This is a genomic window from Streptomyces nymphaeiformis (assembly GCF_014203895.1).
GTDB lineage: Bacteria > Actinomycetota > Actinomycetes > Streptomycetales > Streptomycetaceae > Streptomyces > Streptomyces nymphaeiformis.
In genome coordinates this window covers 218,598-234,588 of record NZ_JACHJY010000004.1, presented here as the reverse complement: position 1 = coordinate 234,588, position 15,991 = coordinate 218,598, and the positions used below count along the sequence as shown (strand labels likewise).

Below are 15,991 nucleotides of genomic sequence, written 5' to 3'. Positions count from 1 at the left end.
CCGGGATCAGATCGCCATGCGCGCGAGCGTCAGGGCGTAGGCCCCGTAGCAGTACGAGAGCCCGGCCAGGGCCGCGACCACCAGGACCGCGGCCCTCGGCCGGGCTTTCGTCAGCGCCGCCGCGAGCGGCAGCAGCAGCGGGAAGGCCGGCAGCAGGAAACGCGGCTTCGACTCGAAGAAGCCCGAGCCGCCGACGGCGATGAGCACGAGCACCGCCGTGTACACGAGCACGGGCGGCGGCAGCCGCTCCGTCCACACCGCGAGCGCGAAGAGCAGCACGCCCGCGCCGGTGATGAGCAGCGCCATCACGAAGCCGAACTGGGTGGGGCCGCCCAGCATGTCCCGTACGAAGACGAGCGCGCCCTTCCCGAAGTCGAACCGGGACGTCCAGCCGGCCTGCACGGCGAAGTAGCCGCCGAGCGGGTCGCCGCGCCGGACGCCCACCCAGAGCACGTACGAGCCCCAGCCCGCCGGTGCGAGCAGGCCCGCCGCCCACACCCGCGGCCCGGACCGGCCGCGGGTCCGCCACAGCTCGCAGACCGCGGCGGCCACGACGGCGGCGGCGACCGCGACCCCGTTCGGCCGGGTCAGCCCGGCGAGGCCCGCGAGGGCGGCCGCCGAGAGCCAGCGGCGGGTGAGCAGCGCGTACAGCGCGAAGGCGGCGAACGCGGTCATCACCGGTTCGGTGTACGCCATGGTCAGCACGATCGAGTGCGGCAGCAGGCCCCAGAGGAGGACGAGCACGGTGGCGGTCCGGCGGCCGCGCAGCCGCTCCGCGACGAGGTAGACGCCCCAGGCGGCGGCCCCGGCGGCGAGCCAGGAGAGCAGCAGCCCGGCGGTGCCCCCGGCGACGGGCAGCACGGTGGTGACGGCCCGGACGAGCGCCGGGTAGAGCGGGAAGAAGGCCAGGTCGTTCAGGACCATGCCGTGGGCGCCGTGGAGGACGCGCCCGTACCCGTGCGCGGCGATCCCGGCGTACCACCGGGAGTCCCAGGAGCTCGCGAGGAGCGCCCGGGGCGAGCGGCCGGTGTGCAGGGCCCACAGGGCGAGGACGAGCAGACCGGTGAGCCGGGCGGCGGCGAAGAGACCGAGCGCGGGCGCCGCCCGGCGCAGCGGGCCCCGGAACCGCGGGCGGTCACGGGGCCCGCTGCGGACCGCGGCCGGGGGTGCCGTGCGGTCGAGGGTCTCGGCGGACAGGGTGCACCTCCGGGCGCGGGAAACCGATCATTACCCGGTAAATCGGTCTACCCGACGATCGTCCCGGCTCCCGGAGGGCGCGCGCGGGCGGGGGCGCCCACCCCCCACCCGGCCGAACGGCCGCCCGCGTCTCAGGCCAGCCGCTTCAGGCGCGAGACGGCCTCCTCCAGGACCTCGGTCTTCTTGCAGAAGGCGAAGCGGACGAAGGGCGCGCCGGCCTCGCGGTGGTCGTAGAAGACGGCGTTGGGGATGGCGACGACGCCGGCGCGCTCCGGCAGGGAGCGGCAGAAGTCGAAGCCGTCGGTGGCGCCGAGGGGGCGGATGTCGGTGGTGACGAAGTAGGTGCCGGCCGGGCGGTAGACCTCGAAGCCGGCCTGCGCGAGGCCCTCGCTCAGCAGGTCCCGCTTGGCGCTCAGGTCGGCGCGGAGGCCGTCGAAGTAGGCGGCCGGGAGGCGCAGGGCCTCGGCGATCGCGTACTGGAAGGGCCCCGAGGAGACGTACGTGAGGAACTGCTTGGCCGAGCGGACGGCGGAGGTCAGCTCGGGGCTCGCGGTGATCCAGCCGACCTTCCAGCCGGTGAACGAGAACGTCTTCCCGCTCGAACCGATGGTGACCGTGCGCTCCCGCATGCCGGGGAGGCTCGCGATCGGCAGGTGCTCGGCCCCGTCGAAGACCAGGTGCTCGTACACCTCGTCGGTGACGACGAGGAGGTCCCGCTCGGCCGCCAGTTCGGCGACGGCGGTCAGTTCGGCCCGGGTGAGGACCGTGCCGGTGGGGTTGTGCGGGGTGTTGAGCAGGATCAGCCGGGTCCGGTCGGTGACGGCGGCCCGCAGCTCGTCGAGGTCGAGGACGTAGGCGCCCTCGTGGGGGCGGAGGGTGACGGGGACGCGGGTGCCGCCGGCCATCGCGATGCACGCCGCGTACGAGTCGTAGTACGGCTCCAGGGCGATCACCTCGTCGCCCGGCTCGACGAGGGCGAGGAGGGCCGCCGCGATCGCCTCGGTGGCGCCGGCCGTGACGAGGACCTCGGTGTCGGGGTCGTACGCGAGGCCGTAGCGCTCCCGCTGGTGGTCGGCGATCGCCGACCGCAGCTCGGGGACGCCGGGGCCGGGCGGGTACTGGTTGCCGCGGCCGTCCCGCAGCGCGCGGACCGCGGCCTCCCGGATCTCCTCCGGGCCGTCGGTGTCGGGGAAGCCCTGACCGAGGTTGATCGACCCGGTCCTGGCGGCGAGCGCGGACATCTCGGCGAAGATCGTCGTCCCGAACTCGGCGAGGCGGCGATTGAGCAGCGGTCGTGTCATGACGGCCATCCTGGGGCCAAGCTCTGGACTTGCTCAAGTGCGCTTTGACGGGTCGCCGGAGCGGGGATCGCCCTGGCATGGACATCGCATTCTTCATCCTCGGGATCGCGGCCGTGCTCGCGCTCGGGGTGTGGCTCGTCGTGAGCGGGATGAGGGGGACGGGCGGGGCGAAGCACGTGAGCCGTGGTGGTGACAGCTGGTGGGCCGGGTCGTCGTCCCCGTCCTCTTCCTCGTCGTCCTCCTCGTGCTCCTCGTCCCCGTCGTTCTCCTGTTCCGCCTCGTCGTGTTCGAGCTCGTCCTGTTCGAGCTCCTCCTGCTCCTCGTCCTCGTGCTCCGGCTCCTCGTGCAGCTGAAGCTCTGGACTCGCTCAATTCGGCTTTGACGGGGTGTCGGACCGGGCATCCCCCTCGCACAGAAGAACGGGGGCAGTACTCATGGAATTCGTGATCTTCATCGTCTTCGCGCTGGTCGTGATAGGCCTGTTCTCCGGCAGCCGGAAGGCCGCCGGCGGCAAGAAGCGGCGGGGCGGGCGCAGGGGTGGCGGCAGGGGCGGCAGCTGGGCCGACGGGGGCGGTGGTGGCGGCTGCGGCGGCGGAAGCTCCTGCGGGTCGGGCGGCGGCTGCGGGTCCGGCTGCGGTGGTGGCTGTGGTGGCGGCAGCTGATTGAACAAGTGAACTGCTGGGTCCCCGAAGGGGTTGGAAAACACGGCAAGTTGGGTAAAAACGCTGCGAGTCGCCCGGGGTCCGTGGTTCTCTCGCTCCTGACAGAGACAGCCCTCGGACCGTGTGTGGACCCGAGCCGGCGATTCCCCACTCCCGTGGAAATCCTTCTCCGGGGCGCCCCCGGCCCACCCGTCAAACCGTGTTTGCGGAGCCGACCCATGCTCACCACCCTGAAGACCTCCTACACCGATACGCGTGCGGCAGACCTGGCCTGGGCCCTCGGGCGCGAGCCGCTGCCCGCGCTCGCCGTGCTCGATCTCGAACTCTCCGGCGCCAAGCTCCAGTTGAGGCTGCTCGGCGCCTCCCACCAGGTCCTCCTGGACGAGGAGGGGCGCCACTGCTCGGAGACCGTGGCCTGCATGCCGGGCAGCAGCACCCCGCTCCCGCTCGGCGTCTCCAAGCGCGTCGGCGCATGGGAGTACGAGTTCGGGGCGCGCGTCGAGACGCTCACGCCGGGCGCCTTCGCGGGCCGCGCGCAGGAGTTGCTCGCGCTCGTCGCCGACCACCCCAACGGACTCGCGGGGACCTTTCCCGGCTCCCCGCACGCCTTCACGGCGATGCTGGCCCAGCGCCACGAGGGCCAGGTGCGCTGGCGCACCTGGCACGCCTACCCGCAGGAAGGGCAGTTGGTGGTGACCAGGACCCGTATCGGCGCACGTATGCCCGCAACGCTCTGATGCGCCCTCCCGGAGCCCCATGTGCACTCGTGTGGGTGACATGGGGTGCGACAGTCGTGACGTAGCGTTACGGGCATGATCGAGCCGACCGTGACCATGCCACCCACGAGGGTGCGCCGGCCGCCCCCGCGGCGGTCCGTGCGGCCGCCGCGCGAGGCGGTGCGGTTCCCGGTCCTCGTGGTCGTGTTCGTCTGCGCCGCCTGCGGCCTGGTCTACGAGCTCGAACTGGTCGCCCTCGCCTCGTACTTGATCGGCGACTCGGTCACCCAGGCCTCCGTCGTGCTCTCCGTGATGGTCTTCGCGATGGGCGTCGGCTCGCTCCTCGCCAAGGGGCTGCGCTGCCGCGCCGCGGTCGGCTTCGGCCTGCTCGAGGCCGGGCTCGCGCTGATCGGCGGCTGCTCGGCGATGGTGCTGTACGCGGCCTTCGCCTGGCTCGGCGAATCGCGGTACGTGCTCGTGGCGTTCTCGCTCGCCATCGGCGTGCTCATCGGCGCCGAGATCCCCCTCCTGATGTCGCTCATACAGGGCGCGGGGCGAACTCCCGGGCGCGCTTCCCCGGGAGAGGCGTGCTCCGGGACGCGCCGGGCCGGACGGCAGGCCTCGCTCGGCGAGCAGGACGACGCCGCCGGGACGGTGGCCGACCTCTTCGCCGCCGACTACGTCGGCGCGCTCGTCGGCGGCCTCGCCTTCCCCTTCCTGCTGCTGCCCTGGCTCGGCCAGCTCACCGGCGCGCTCGTCACCGGCGCGGTCAACGCGGTCGCGGGCGGCGGCCTCGTCCTCTGGGTCTTCCGCCGCGACCTCACCCGCCGCTCCCGGGCCCTGCTCGTCGCCGTGAACCTGTGCGTCCTGACCGTCCTCGCCACCGCGACCGTCCTCGTCGACGACTTCGAACAGGCCGCGCGCCGCGCCGTGTACGGGGAGCGGGTGCGGGTCGCCGTCCGCACCGACCTCCAGGAGGTCGTGGTGACCGGGGGCCTCGCGGAGCCGCCCGACCTGTTCCTCGACGGACGCCTGCGGGTCGCCGGCCGCGACGAGTACCGCTACCACGAGGCGCTCGTCCACCCCGCGATGGACGGCGCGCACGCCCGCGTCCTGATCGTCGGCGGCGGCGACGGGATGGCCGCCCGCGAGGCCCTGCGCTACGCCGGGGTCCGCTCCGTCACCGTCGTCGAACTCGACCCGGGGGTCGTCCGCCTCGCCCGTACGGACCCGGCGCTCGCCGCGCTCAACGCACAGGCCTTCCGCGACCCGCGCGTCCACGTGGTCTACGCGGACGCCTTCAACTGGCTGAGGGGCGCCGCCGATCGTCTGCAGGAACGGTACGACGTGGTGATCTCCGATCTGCCCGACCCCGGGATCACCCCCAGCACCAAGCTCTACTCGGAGGAGTTCTACGGCCTCGTGGCCCGCGTGCTGACCGCCACCGGACGGTTCGCCGTGCACGCCGGATCGGCCACCGACCGGCCCCGCACCTACTGGACCGTCGACGCCACCCTGCGCGCCGCTGGCTTCGCGACCCGCCCGTACAGCGCGTCCGGCCGCACCCCCGGCTTCGCCGCCGGACCCGACCGCGCCGACCGCGCCAGCGGTACGGGGCGGGGCCCGGGGGACTGGGGCTTCCTCCTCGCCGTACGGGGCGGCCGGCCGCCCGCCCTCGGCCTCGCCCCCGACGCGCCCCGGCTGCGCTCGCTCACCACCGGGACCCTGGAGGCCGCGGCGCGCCGCGCCGAACGGACCCGCGGCGCCGACGACCCCCCGCCCTCGACCCTGGTGCACCCCCGGTACGGCGCCTGACCCGTCTGCCGGGCGCAAACAGGCGACGCCGCGCCCCCGCCTGAGTAGGCTCGGCTTCCATGGAGCATGAGGTGTTCGTTCCCGTCCCGGCCGAGTCCCTGCGCGCGACGCTCACGGACCCGGCCCGCGTGGTGCGCTGCGTGCCCGGCCTCCAGCGCGACGCCGACGCGGAGGCGGGCCCCCTCACGGGCCGCCTCAAGGTGCGGGTCGGCGGCAACACCATCACCTACCGGGGCTCCCTCAGGGTCGTCGAGCGGGACGGCGCCATCACCTATGAGGGGGAGGGCACCGAGGCCCGGGGCAAGGGCTCCGCCGAGCTGTCCCTGACCGTCGTCCTCACTCCGGTGGCCGAGGGGACCAGCCTCAGCTTCACCGGCGCCCTCACGGCCGCCGGCCGGCTCGCCGACGCGACGGACGAGGCGCGCTCCACGGCCGGCGCCAAGCTCCTCGACAAGTTCGTGCAGGCCCTGACCGCGCTCTCGGAGGAGCCGGACGCGGCTCCGGAGGAGGCCTCCGAGGAGGCCACCGACGACGACGGCGTCGACGACGGGGTGGAGGAGCCGTCCGCCCGGAGCGCCGCCTTCGACGCGCCCCTGCCGCCCTCCTCCCTCGACCCGCTCCTCGACGAGGGCTTCGCCGACACCCCCATCGACTTCCCCGCCCCGCAGCCCGCCGCCGAGGCCGCCCACGCCCGCCGGACCATGATCGGGCGGAGCGCCGAGGAGGTCGACCACGCCCCGCCGCGCGGCCGGTACGCCCCCGTCCCCGCACCCGAGACGACGAGCGCCGGCGCCACCCTGCGCTGGATCGCGCCCGCCGCGGCCCTCGCGCTCGCCTCGGCCGTCGTCGTCAGCCGGGCCCTGCGCCGCCGCCGCTGAAACGATCTCATCGGGGCTAGGGTCAGGACGTGAGCATGCAGACGCGACTGACGGCGGGCGACGCCGAGTTGACCATCAACCCCGACCACGGCTGCCGGATCGAGAGCCTGCGCATCGGCGGCACCGAGCTGCTGCGCCAGGGCGAGCGCTTCGGAAGCTTCCCGATGGTGCCCTGGTGCGGGCGGACCGAGAACGGCCGCTTCCGCAACGGCGCCACCACGCACCAGCTGCCGGTCAACGCCGCCCCGCACGCCATCCACGGCACCGTCCGCGACCGCGCCTGGAAGACCGCCAGGACCTCGGAGACCGAGGCCGTCTTCACCTGCGAGCTCGGCGACCCCTGGCCGTACCCGGGCAGGGTCACGCAGATCTTCGAGCTGGCCGAGGACTCCCTCACCCTCCGCTTCGGCGTCGAGGCCTACGACGACTCCTTCCCGGCACAGGCCGGATGGCACCCCTGGTTCCTGCGCAACCTGGGCCGGGACGGTCAGGACGTACGGATCGACTTCACGCCCGCCTGGCAGGAGGAGCGCGGGGAGGACCACCTCCCCACCGGCCGCCGCATCGATCCCCTCCCCGGCCCCTGGGACGACTGCTTCGGCATGCCCGACGGCGTCGACGTCACCCTCACCTGGCCGGAGGAGCTGGAGCTGAAGGTCGCGAGCCGCGCCGAGTGGGTCGTGATCTACGACGAGCAGGAGGAGGCCGTCTGCGTCGAGCCGCAGTCCGGCCCGCCGAACGGCCTCAACACCCTCCCGCGCCTGGTCACCCCGATCGACCCCCTGGAGGTCGAGAGCGTCTGGACCTGGCGGCGGCTTTAAGCTCAGGGGCATGACTGACGTACGCGCTGAGCTGCTCCAGCAGATCAAGGACAAGGCCGTGGTGCACGGCAAGGTGACCCTCTCCTCGGGTCTGGAAGCCGACTACTACATCGACCTGCGTCGCATCACGCTGGACGGCGAGGCCGCGCCGATGGTCGGTCAGGTCATGCTCGACCTCACGGCCGACCTGGACTTCGACTGCGTCGGCGGCCTCACCCTGGGCGCCGACCCGGTCGCGACCTCGATGCTGCACGCCTCCGCCGCGCGCGGACAGCGCCTCGACGCCTTCGTCGTGCGCAAGGCGCAGAAGGCGCACGGCATGCAGCGCCGTATCGAGGGCACGGACGTGAAGGGCCGTCGCTGCCTCGTCGTCGAGGACACCTCGACCACCGGCGGCTCGCCGCTGACCGCGGTCGAGGCCGTCCGCGAGGCGGGCGGCGAGGTCGTCGCCGTGGCGACGATCGTGGACCGCGGTGCCGCCGGCGCCATCGCCGAGGCGGGCCTGCAGTACCTCACCGGTTACCAGCTGGCCGACCTCGACCTGGCGTGACCGCCGGAGGTCCGGCGTAACCGCCGCGAAGTCGTGACTTAGGTCCTGGACCCCGTACAGAACGGTCCTGACCTGGTGTTTTATCGAGGGGCGGGGTGTTTCACGTGAAACACCCCGCCCCTCGGCATGTCACGCCCGTGGGAGCCCGCACAAGAGTCTGGAAAGATGGGCCGCGACGATGACGTCGCCCCTAGGTCAGGGACAGCAACGCACACACCCCGCACATCACAAGGAGCGGACGAATGCCCATCGCAACCCCCGAGGTCTACAACGAGATGCTCGACCGGGCGAAGGCAGGCAAGTTCGCCTACCCGGCCATCAACGTGACCTCGTCCCAGACCCTGCACGCGGCGCTGCGCGGCTTCGCGGAGGCCGAGAGCGACGGCATCATCCAGATCTCGACCGGCGGTGCCGAGTTCCTGGGCGGTCAGTACAACAAGGACATGGTCACGGGCGCCGTTGCCCTGGCCGAGTTCGCGCACATCGTCGCCGCGAAGTACGACATCACGGTCGCCCTCCACACCGACCACTGCCCGAAGGACAAGCTGGACGGCTACGTCCGTCCGCTGCTCGACGTCTCCGCCGAGCGCGTCGCCCGTGGTGAGAACCCGCTGTTCCAGTCGCACATGTGGGACGGCTCCGCCGAGACCCTCGCCGACAACCTGGCCATCGGCCAGGAGCTGCTCGCGAAGGCCGCCGCCGCCAAGATCATCCTTGAGGTCGAGATCACCCCGACCGGCGGCGAGGAGGACGGCGTCACCCACGAGATCAACGACGAGCTGTACACCACCGTCGACGACGCCATCCGCACCGCCGAGGCCCTCGGCCTGGGCGAGAAGGGCCGCTACCTGCTCGCCGCGTCCTTCGGCAACGTGCACGGCGTCTACAAGCCGGGCAACGTCGTGCTCCGCCCCGAGCTCCTCAAGGACCTCCAGGCGGGTGTCGCCGCGAAGTTCGGCAAGGCCGACCCGTTCGACTTCGTCTTCCACGGCGGCTCGGGCTCGACGGCCGAGGAGATCGCCACCGCGCTGGAGAACGGCGTCGTGAAGATGAACCTCGACACCGACACCCAGTACGCCTTCACCCGCCCGGTCGCGGACCACATGTTCCGCAACTACGACGGTGTCCTGAAGGTCGACGGCGAGGTCGGCAAGAAGTCCACCTACGACCCGCGCACCTGGGGCAAGCTGGCCGAGGCCGGCATGGCCGTCCGCGTGACCGAGGCGTGCGCCGCGCTGCGCTCGACCGGCACGAAGCTGAAGTAAGCGTGTGGGCGACGGGCCCGGTACCTCCTGAGGTACCGGGCCCGTCGTGCGCCCGTCGACGGGAGGGCCTGATGTACGACTTCGACCGGGAGACAGACCGGCGCGGGACCTCGTCGGTCCAGTGGGACGGTGCCGCGGACCGCTTCGGCGTCCCCGACCTGCTGCCCTTCACCGTCTCCGACATGGACTTCGCCTCCCCGCCGGCGGTCCTCGCGGCCCTGCACGAGCGCGTCGACCACGGAGTCTTCGGCTACACGGACTGGCGGCTCGGGGAATTCCGGGAGGCGATCCGCCACTGGTACGCGAGCCGGCACGGCGCCGAGATCGACCCCGAGACCCTGGTGTACGCGCCCTCCGTGCTCTCCCAGCTCTCGCAGCTCCTCCAGATGTGGACGGAACCCGGCGACGGCGTGGTCGTCCACACCCCCACGTACGACGGCTTCCGCAAGGTCGTCACCGGGCTCGGGCGCGAGCTGCGGGGCGTCCCGGTCGGCGACCCGGAGGCCCTGGAGCGGGAGCTGGCCCGGCCGGACAGCCGGATGCTGCTGCTCTGCTCCCCGCACAACCCGACCGGCCGGGTGTGGACGGAGGAGGAACTCACGGTCTTCGCCGAGCTGGCCGAGCGGCACGGCGCGGCCGTCGTCAGCGACGAGATCCACGCCGACCTGACGAGCGAGGGCCACCGGCACGTCCCCTGGACCCGGATCGCCGAGCCGGGGCGGGGCCGGCGCTGGGCTCTGGTCACCTCCGGTACGAAGGCCTTCAATTTTCCGGCCCTCTCCGGCTCGTACGGCGTGGTCGGCGACCCCGACGAGCGCGAGGCCTTCGTCCGGCGCATGGAGACGGGCGAGGGACTCGGATCGCCCGCGGTGCTCTCCCTGACCGCTCACATAGCGGCGTACCGGCGGGGCGCGGACTGGCTGGACGAGCTGCGCGGCTATGTGGCGGGCACGATGGGCATGATCCGGAAGCGCCTCGCGGAAGGACTTCCGGAGGTCGACTGGACGCCCCCGCAGGCCGGCTACCTGGCCTGGATCGACCTGCGGCCGCTCGGCATCGAGGACAGCAGGCTCCAGGAGGAGCTGGTGACGACGGAGAAGGTCGCGGTCATGCCGGGCGGGGTGTACGGCACGCCGGGCTTCGTCCGGCTGAACGTGGGCTGCCCCCGGAGCAAGGCCGAGCGGGGCGTGGACGCGCTCGTCCGCGCGGCGGACCGGCTGCGCCGTACCTGACGGGCTCCGATACCGGGAGGCGAGCTGTCGATGACCCTGCGCATGACCCGCGACACCTGGGTGACCGCGGACTTCGCCGGTGACACGCGCTCCGGCAGGGCCCACGTCGGGTCCACCGTGGACACGCGGGCCGGTCTGACGACGGCGCCTGGCGCTCCGCCGCCGAGGACTACGTCACGCTGAACGGCGGCGGCACGGCGTACATCGCGTTCGACGGCGACGGAGCGGCCGGTGTCCGTGCCCGGGTCCGCACGGCGTACGTGGACGGCTCGTCCGGCGACCACGTGAACACCACGGTCCACGGTGCGTGGAAGTACCTCGACTTCACCCGTCGACCCGTCTGCCACCACGGCCCCGTCCACCGTTTCCTCGGATTCCGGTGGGCGGGGCCTCGGCGTTCGCGGGACCATGGCAGGCATGGACGTGCGGGACGTGCGGATGGCCTCGGGGACCGGCCGGTGGGTTCTGTTCACGACCGTCCTCGGGTCCGGGATGGCGCTGCTCGACTCGACCGTCGTCAACATCGCCCTGCCGCACATCGGCGAGGACCTGGGCGCCGACCTCGGCGCCCTGCAGTGGACGGTCAACGCCTACATGCTGACCCTGGCCGGGCTGATCCTGCTCGGCGGCTCGCTCGGCGACCGGTACGGACGGCGCCGGGTCTTCGTGATCGGCGTGGCCTGGTTCGCGGCGGCCTCGCTGCTCTGCGGGCTCGCCCCGAACGCCGGGGTGCTGATCGCCGCCCGCGCCCTCCAGGGCGTCGGCGGGGCGCTGCTCACGCCCGGCTCCCTCGCGCTGATCCAGGCGAGCTTCCACCCGGACGACCGGGCGCGGGCCGTCGGGCTCTGGTCGGGCTTCGGCGGTGTCGGCGCGGCGATCGGGCCGTTCGTGGGCGGCTGGCTGGTGGACGGGCCCGGCTGGCGGTGGGTCTTCCTGCTGAACGTGCCGCTCGCCGCCGTCTGCGTGCCGGTCGCCCTGCGGCACGTCCCGGAGTCGCGGGACGAGACCGCGCACGGCCGCTTCGACGTGCTCGGCGCGTTCCTGGGCGCGGCGGCGCTCGCACTCGTCACGTACGCGCTGATCGCCGCCACCTGGTGGGCCGGGGTCGCCGGCGTGATGGTCGGGGCCGGGTTCGTGCTGGTGGAGCGGCGGCGCGGGGAGCAGGCGATGGTGCCGCCGTCGATCTTCCGGTCGAAGATGTTCACCGCGGTCAACCTGGTCACCCTGTGCGTGTACGCGGCGTTCGGCGGCTTCTTCTTCCTGGCGGCCCTCCAGCTCCAGGTGGTCGCCGGCTACTCGGCGCTCGGCGCCGGCATGGCCCTGCTGCCGACGACCGTGCTCATGCTGCTGCTCTCGGCGAGGTCCGGGGAGCTGGGGGAGAAGATCGGGCCCCGGATCCCGCTCACGGTGGGGCCGCTGCTGTGCGCCGTGGGGATGCTGCTGATGCTGCGGGTCGGGGAGGACGCCTCGTACGTACGGGACGTGCTGCCGGCGATGCTCGTCCTCGGGCTCGGCATGACGGCCCTGGTCGCCCCGCTGACCGCGACCGTCCTGGCCTCGGTGGACGTCTCCCGGGCGGGCCTCGCGAGCGGCGTCAACAACGCGGCCGCCCGTGCGGCCGGTCTGATCGCGGTGGCCGCGCTGCCGCTGCTCGCCGGGATGGGCCCGGAGGCGTACCGCTCGGCGGACGAGTTCGCGTCGACGTTCCGGCGGGCGATGCCGATGTGCGCGGGGATCCTGGTGGTGGGCGCCGCCATCGCCTGGACGACGATGAGGACCCCGGCCGCGGCGGCCGACTGCCACCCGGAGTGCAAGGTCCACTGCGGGGTGCAGGCCCCGCCCCTGGACCCGGGGGAGCGGGACGCGGCCCCTCGGGCCGAGGGGCCCTGACCTGCGGGCCCGGGGGCCCGGGGCCGCGGGGCCCCGCGGCGCCGTTCGTCGTTACTTCGACAGCTCGGCGTACGCCTCCGCGCTGCTGTCCTTCAGGAACTGTCCGCAGCGCTCGGCCTCCTCCTGCTCACCGATCGCCCCGGCGGCGCGGGCGAGCGCGGCCAGGCAGCGCAGGAAGCCGCGGTTGGCCTCGTGCTCCCAGGGGATGGGGCCGTGGCCCTTCCAGCCCGCGCGGCGCAGCGCGTCGAGACCCCGGTGGTACCCGGTGCGGGCGTAGGCGTACGACTCGACCACGCGGCCCGCCTCCCAGGCCTCGTCGGCGAGCAGGGCCCAGGCCAGGGAGAAGGTGGGGTGCGCGGCGGCGACCTCGACGGCCGGCTTCGCCTCGGCGAGCAGGCGGTTCGCCTCCTCGTTCTCCGGCAGGTAGGTCGGGTTCGGCCCGCTCAGCAGGTTCTGGTGAATGTCCATGCGCGCAGTCTGCCACCCGGCGGCGAACGGACGGCGGGTACGATCCCCGGAATCGCAGAACCCAGGGGGGAGTCTGTCGTGGGGAAACGTGCCGTGCGCGCAGGACGGCGGGGGTTACAGAAGAAACGCAGGTCGGGGACCCGTTTCGTCCTGCCGGTCCTCGCTCTGGTGACGGTCTCGCTCGGCGCCGGAGCCACGCTCGCGCACCTGGAGGGCAAGGCCGGGGAGGGGACGGCGGCCGCCCTGGGTCCCCGGCCGACGACGGCGGAACCGACGCCGACGCGGACCCGGACGCCGTCACCGAAGCCGAAGCCGCCGCCGAAGCCGGCTCCCAAGAAGAAGCCGAGCCCCGAGCCCCCGCGGAAGAAGACCACCGTCCCGCAGTCCGGTGCCGGCACCTTCACCACCGCCCGCGCCTCCGGCGAGCCCGTCGGCCACAGCGGCGTCCTGCGCCGCTACCAGGTCCAGGTCGAGGACGGCGTCGACCTCTCGGCACGCGAGACGGCCGCCGAGATCCAGCGGATCCTGGCCCATCCGCGCAGCTGGGCCGCGCACGGCAGGGGCCGTTTCCAGCTGGTCTCGGAGAACGCCGACTTCGTCATACGGATCGCCACCCCGGACACCGCCGACGCGCTCTGCGCCCGGCAGGGCCTGCGCACCCACGGCGAGCTGAACTGCGAGACGGCCGACGGGGTCGTGGTGAACCTCAAGCGGTGGATGCTCGGCTCGCCGACCTTCGCGGGGGCGCCGGCCGAGTACCGGCACCTGATCATCAACCACGAGGTCGGGCACGAGATCGGCATCCGTTCGCACATGGACTGCCCGGGTCCGGGCAGGCTCGCGCCCGCGATGATGCAGCAGATCAAGGGCCTGAACGGCTGCCGGTCGAACGCTTTTCCGTATGACGAAGAGGGGAGCTACATCACGGGCCCGATCGTGTCATGATGCGCTTGGGACGCGCGCGAAGAAGCACGCCTCCCGAGGGGACCGGAGCTCCCGCGGCGCGGCAGCGCGCACGCGGTGGAGCGGACCGCTACCCGGTAGCACGTATCGAGGAGACAGAAATGTCAGCCTTTCCCGATGCCTCCGGAGCCGGCTCGGTCGTCGACGACCCGAACCTCGACTTCGCGGGCACGACGCCGTACGAGGACTACGTCCAGGCGGACGTCCTCACCCACCTCCAGCACCTGCGCTCGGACGACCCCGGCGAGATGGTCTTCCTGGTCACCACCCAGGTCATGGAGCTGTGGTTCACGGTGATCGTCCACGAGTGGGAGACCGCCAGCCGCGCCCTGCGCGAGGACCGGGTCCCCGTGGCGATGGACGCGCTCAAGCGCTCCGTGCGCGAACTGGAGGCGCTCAACCACTCCTGGCGTCCGCTCGCCCAGCTCACCCCCGGCCAGTTCAACGCCTACCGGGCGGCGCTCGGCGAGGGCTCCGGGTTCCAGTCGGCGATGTACCGGCGGATGGAGTTCCTGCTCGGCGAGAAGTCCGCGTCCATGCTGGTCCCGCACCGGGGCGCGCCCCGCGTCCACGCCGAGCTGGAGAAGGCGCTCCAGGAGCCGAGCCTGTACGACGAGGTCCTCGCGTTCCTCGCCCGGCGCGGCCTGCCCGTACCGCAGGAGGTCCTCGGCCGCGACCTGGCGCAGCGGTACGAGCCCTCGCCCGAGGTCGAGGCGGTCTGGGCCGGGATCTATGCGGACGCCGACCAGAACGGCGAGCTCGTCCGGCTCGGCGAGGCCCTCAGCGACGTCGCCGAACTGATCTGGCGCTGGCGCAACGACCACCTGGTGGCGACCCGGCGCGCGATGGGCGCGAAGACCGGCACCGGCGGCTCCGCCGGGGTGGCCTGGCTGGAGAAGCGGGCCCAGAAGAACGTGTTCCCCGAGCTCTGGACGGCCCGCAGCCATGTCTGAGTCGTACGAGGAGAAGGCCGCGCGGCTCGACGCCGCCGACGGACTGGCCGGTCACCGCGCGAAGTTCGCCCTGGACGAGGAGACCGTCTACCTCGACGGCAACTCGCTGGGCGCCCTTCCCGCGCACGTCCCGGCCCGCATGGCCGACGTCATCGCCCGCGAGTGGGGCGAGCTCCGCATCCGCTCCTGGGACGAGTCCGGCTGGTGGACCGCGCCGGAGCGGATCGGCGACCGGATAGCCCCGATCGTCGGCGCCGCCCCCGGGCAGATCGTGGTCGGCGACTCGACCAGCGTGAACGTCTTCAAGGCGGTCGTCGCGGCCGCCCGGCTGAACGGTGACGATCGGGACGAGATCCTCGTCGACGCGACGACCTTTCCCACGGACGGGTACATCGCGCAGTCCGCGGCGCGGATGACGGGTCACACCGTCGTGGCCTGCGATCCGGCCGGCATGGCGGCCGCGGTGAGCGACCGGACGGCCCTCGCGCTCGTCAACCACGTCGACTACCGCACGGGCCGCCTCCAGGACCTGCCCGGGCTCACCGCCGCGCTCCACGCGGCGGGCGCGCTCGCCGTCTGGGACCTGTGCCACAGCGCGGGCGCCCTGCCCGTCGGCCTGGACGAGCACGGGGTCGACCTGGCCGTCGGCTGCACCTACAAGTACCTGAACGGCGGCCCCGGTTCGCCCGCGTACCTGTACGTCGCCGAGCGGCACCAGGCCGCCTTCGACTCGCCGCTGCCCGGCTGGAACTCGCACGCCGACCCGTTCGGCATGACCCCCGGCTACGAGGCGGCGTCCGGTGCGCTCCGGGGCCGGGTCGGCACGCCCGACATCCTGTCCATGCTGGCGCTCGAAGCGGCCCTCGACGTCTGGGACGGGGTCGCGGTCGAGGACGTGCGCGCCAAGTCGCTCGCGCTGACGGACTTCTTCCTGGAGTGTGTCGAGGCGTACGTCCCCGAGGGCCGCGTCACCTCCGTGACCCCCGGGGCGCATGGCGAGCGCGGCAGCCAGGTGGCCCTGCGCTGCGCGGACGCGCCCGCCGTCATGGCGGAGCTGATCAAGCGCGGGGTCGTCGGGGACCTGCGCCGTCCGGACATCCTGCGGTTCGGCTTCACGCCGCTGTACGTGGGCTTCGCGGACGCGGAGCGGGCGGCGAGGACCCTCGCGGAGGTTCTTCGGCAGGCCTGATCTCGTCGGATGATCGCCTGATCTGCGGGGGTTCCGGTGCTGGTACCGTCCCCGCAGGTCAGGCCAATTCGGCCGCGTACCCGAGAGGTTG

16 protein-coding genes are annotated in these 15,991 nt (G+C 73.1%); 13 read left to right on the top strand and 3 right to left on the bottom strand.

Annotated features, from left to right (window positions below; translation table 11 throughout):
- Positions 1 to 6 precede the first annotated feature (6 nt).
- Both GGE06_RS15115 and GGE06_RS15110 read right to left on the bottom strand, forming a co-directional pair.
- Entirely contained in the window at positions 7 to 1,113 is a 1,107-nt protein-coding gene (locus tag GGE06_RS15115; protein WP_246532603.1) for a glycosyltransferase family 39 protein, read from the bottom strand.
- Between the two features lie 215 nt (positions 1,114 to 1,328).
- Positions 1,329 to 2,507 carry a pyridoxal phosphate-dependent aminotransferase gene (locus GGE06_RS15110; protein WP_116160185.1) on the bottom strand — a complete coding sequence of 393 codons (1,179 nt, stop codon included), beginning with the start codon at positions 2,505 to 2,507 and terminating at the stop codon, positions 1,329 to 1,331.
- 190 nt (positions 2,508 to 2,697) lie between these two features.
- Here GGE06_RS15110 and GGE06_RS15105 point away from each other — a divergent pair, with 190 nt between their 5' ends.
- The 10 genes from GGE06_RS15105 to GGE06_RS15060 all read left to right on the top strand — a co-directional run bounded on the left by GGE06_RS15105 (position 2,698) and on the right by GGE06_RS15060 (position 12,327).
- On the top strand, positions 2,698 to 2,880 hold the full coding sequence (locus GGE06_RS15105; protein WP_184931058.1) for a hypothetical protein: 183 nt from the start codon (positions 2,698 to 2,700) through the stop codon (positions 2,878 to 2,880).
- 52 nt (positions 2,881 to 2,932) lie between these two features.
- The gene (locus GGE06_RS15100; RefSeq protein ID WP_147321086.1) at positions 2,933 to 3,160 is read left to right on the top strand and encodes a hypothetical protein; all 228 of its coding nucleotides are present in this window, start codon (positions 2,933 to 2,935) and stop codon (positions 3,158 to 3,160) included.
- A 218-nt stretch (positions 3,161 to 3,378) separates the two neighbouring features.
- Positions 3,379 to 3,897 (top strand): DUF2617 family protein, encoded by a 519-nt coding sequence (locus tag GGE06_RS15095; RefSeq protein WP_116160188.1) that lies wholly within the window; start codon positions 3,379 to 3,381, stop codon positions 3,895 to 3,897.
- 75 nt (positions 3,898 to 3,972) lie between these two features.
- Positions 3,973 to 5,691: a spermidine synthase gene (locus tag GGE06_RS15090; protein WP_246532572.1), complete on the top strand. Its 1,719-nt coding sequence runs from the start codon at positions 3,973 to 3,975 to the stop codon at positions 5,689 to 5,691.
- Positions 5,692 to 5,750: 59 nt separating this feature from the next.
- Positions 5,751 to 6,569 (top strand): SRPBCC family protein, encoded by an 819-nt coding sequence (locus tag GGE06_RS15085; protein ID WP_116160189.1) that lies wholly within the window; start codon positions 5,751 to 5,753, stop codon positions 6,567 to 6,569.
- Positions 6,570 to 6,604: 35 nt separating this feature from the next.
- Positions 6,605 to 7,390, top strand: coding sequence for an aldose epimerase family protein (locus GGE06_RS15080; protein ID WP_184931229.1), 786 nt, complete (start codon positions 6,605 to 6,607; stop codon positions 7,388 to 7,390).
- Positions 7,391 to 7,400: 10 nt separating this feature from the next.
- Positions 7,401 to 7,940 (top strand): orotate phosphoribosyltransferase, encoded by a 540-nt coding sequence (pyrE, locus tag GGE06_RS15075; RefSeq protein ID WP_116160191.1) that lies wholly within the window; start codon positions 7,401 to 7,403, stop codon positions 7,938 to 7,940.
- Positions 7,941 to 8,182: 242 nt separating this feature from the next.
- Positions 8,183 to 9,205, top strand: coding sequence for a class II fructose-bisphosphate aldolase (fbaA, locus tag GGE06_RS15070; protein ID WP_116160192.1), 1,023 nt, complete (start codon positions 8,183 to 8,185; stop codon positions 9,203 to 9,205).
- 71 nt (positions 9,206 to 9,276) lie between these two features.
- Complete coding sequence (locus tag GGE06_RS15065) at positions 9,277 to 10,437, top strand: MalY/PatB family protein (protein ID WP_116160193.1); 1,161 nt, start codon at positions 9,277 to 9,279, stop codon at positions 10,435 to 10,437.
- 417 nt (positions 10,438 to 10,854) lie between these two features.
- Entirely contained in the window at positions 10,855 to 12,327 is a 1,473-nt protein-coding gene (locus GGE06_RS15060) for an MFS transporter (protein ID WP_184931057.1), read from the top strand.
- A gap of 51 nt (positions 12,328 to 12,378) precedes the next feature.
- Here GGE06_RS15060 and GGE06_RS15055 read toward each other — a convergent pair whose 3' ends face one another.
- A complete protein-coding gene (locus GGE06_RS15055) occupies positions 12,379 to 12,795 on the bottom strand; it encodes a DUF3151 domain-containing protein (RefSeq protein ID WP_116160195.1) in 417 nt (138 codons plus the stop codon).
- A gap of 93 nt (positions 12,796 to 12,888) precedes the next feature.
- On the opposite strand from GGE06_RS15055, the gene GGE06_RS15050 reads away from it, so the two are divergent.
- The 3 genes from GGE06_RS15050 (at position 12,889) to kynU (ending at position 15,900) form a co-directional block, all read left to right on the top strand.
- A complete protein-coding gene (locus tag GGE06_RS15050; RefSeq protein ID WP_312883144.1) occupies positions 12,889 to 13,740 on the top strand; it encodes a DUF3152 domain-containing protein in 852 nt (283 codons plus the stop codon).
- 119 nt (positions 13,741 to 13,859) lie between these two features.
- Positions 13,860 to 14,711, top strand: a complete 852-nt coding sequence (locus GGE06_RS15045; protein ID WP_116160197.1) for a tryptophan 2,3-dioxygenase family protein — start codon at positions 13,860 to 13,862, stop codon at positions 14,709 to 14,711.
- Positions 14,704 to 15,900: a kynureninase gene (gene kynU / locus GGE06_RS15040; protein ID WP_116160198.1), complete on the top strand. Its 1,197-nt coding sequence runs from the start codon at positions 14,704 to 14,706 to the stop codon at positions 15,898 to 15,900. Before GGE06_RS15045 ends, kynU begins: the two co-directional genes overlap by 8 nt.
- Positions 15,901 to 15,991: the final 91 nt, after the last annotated feature.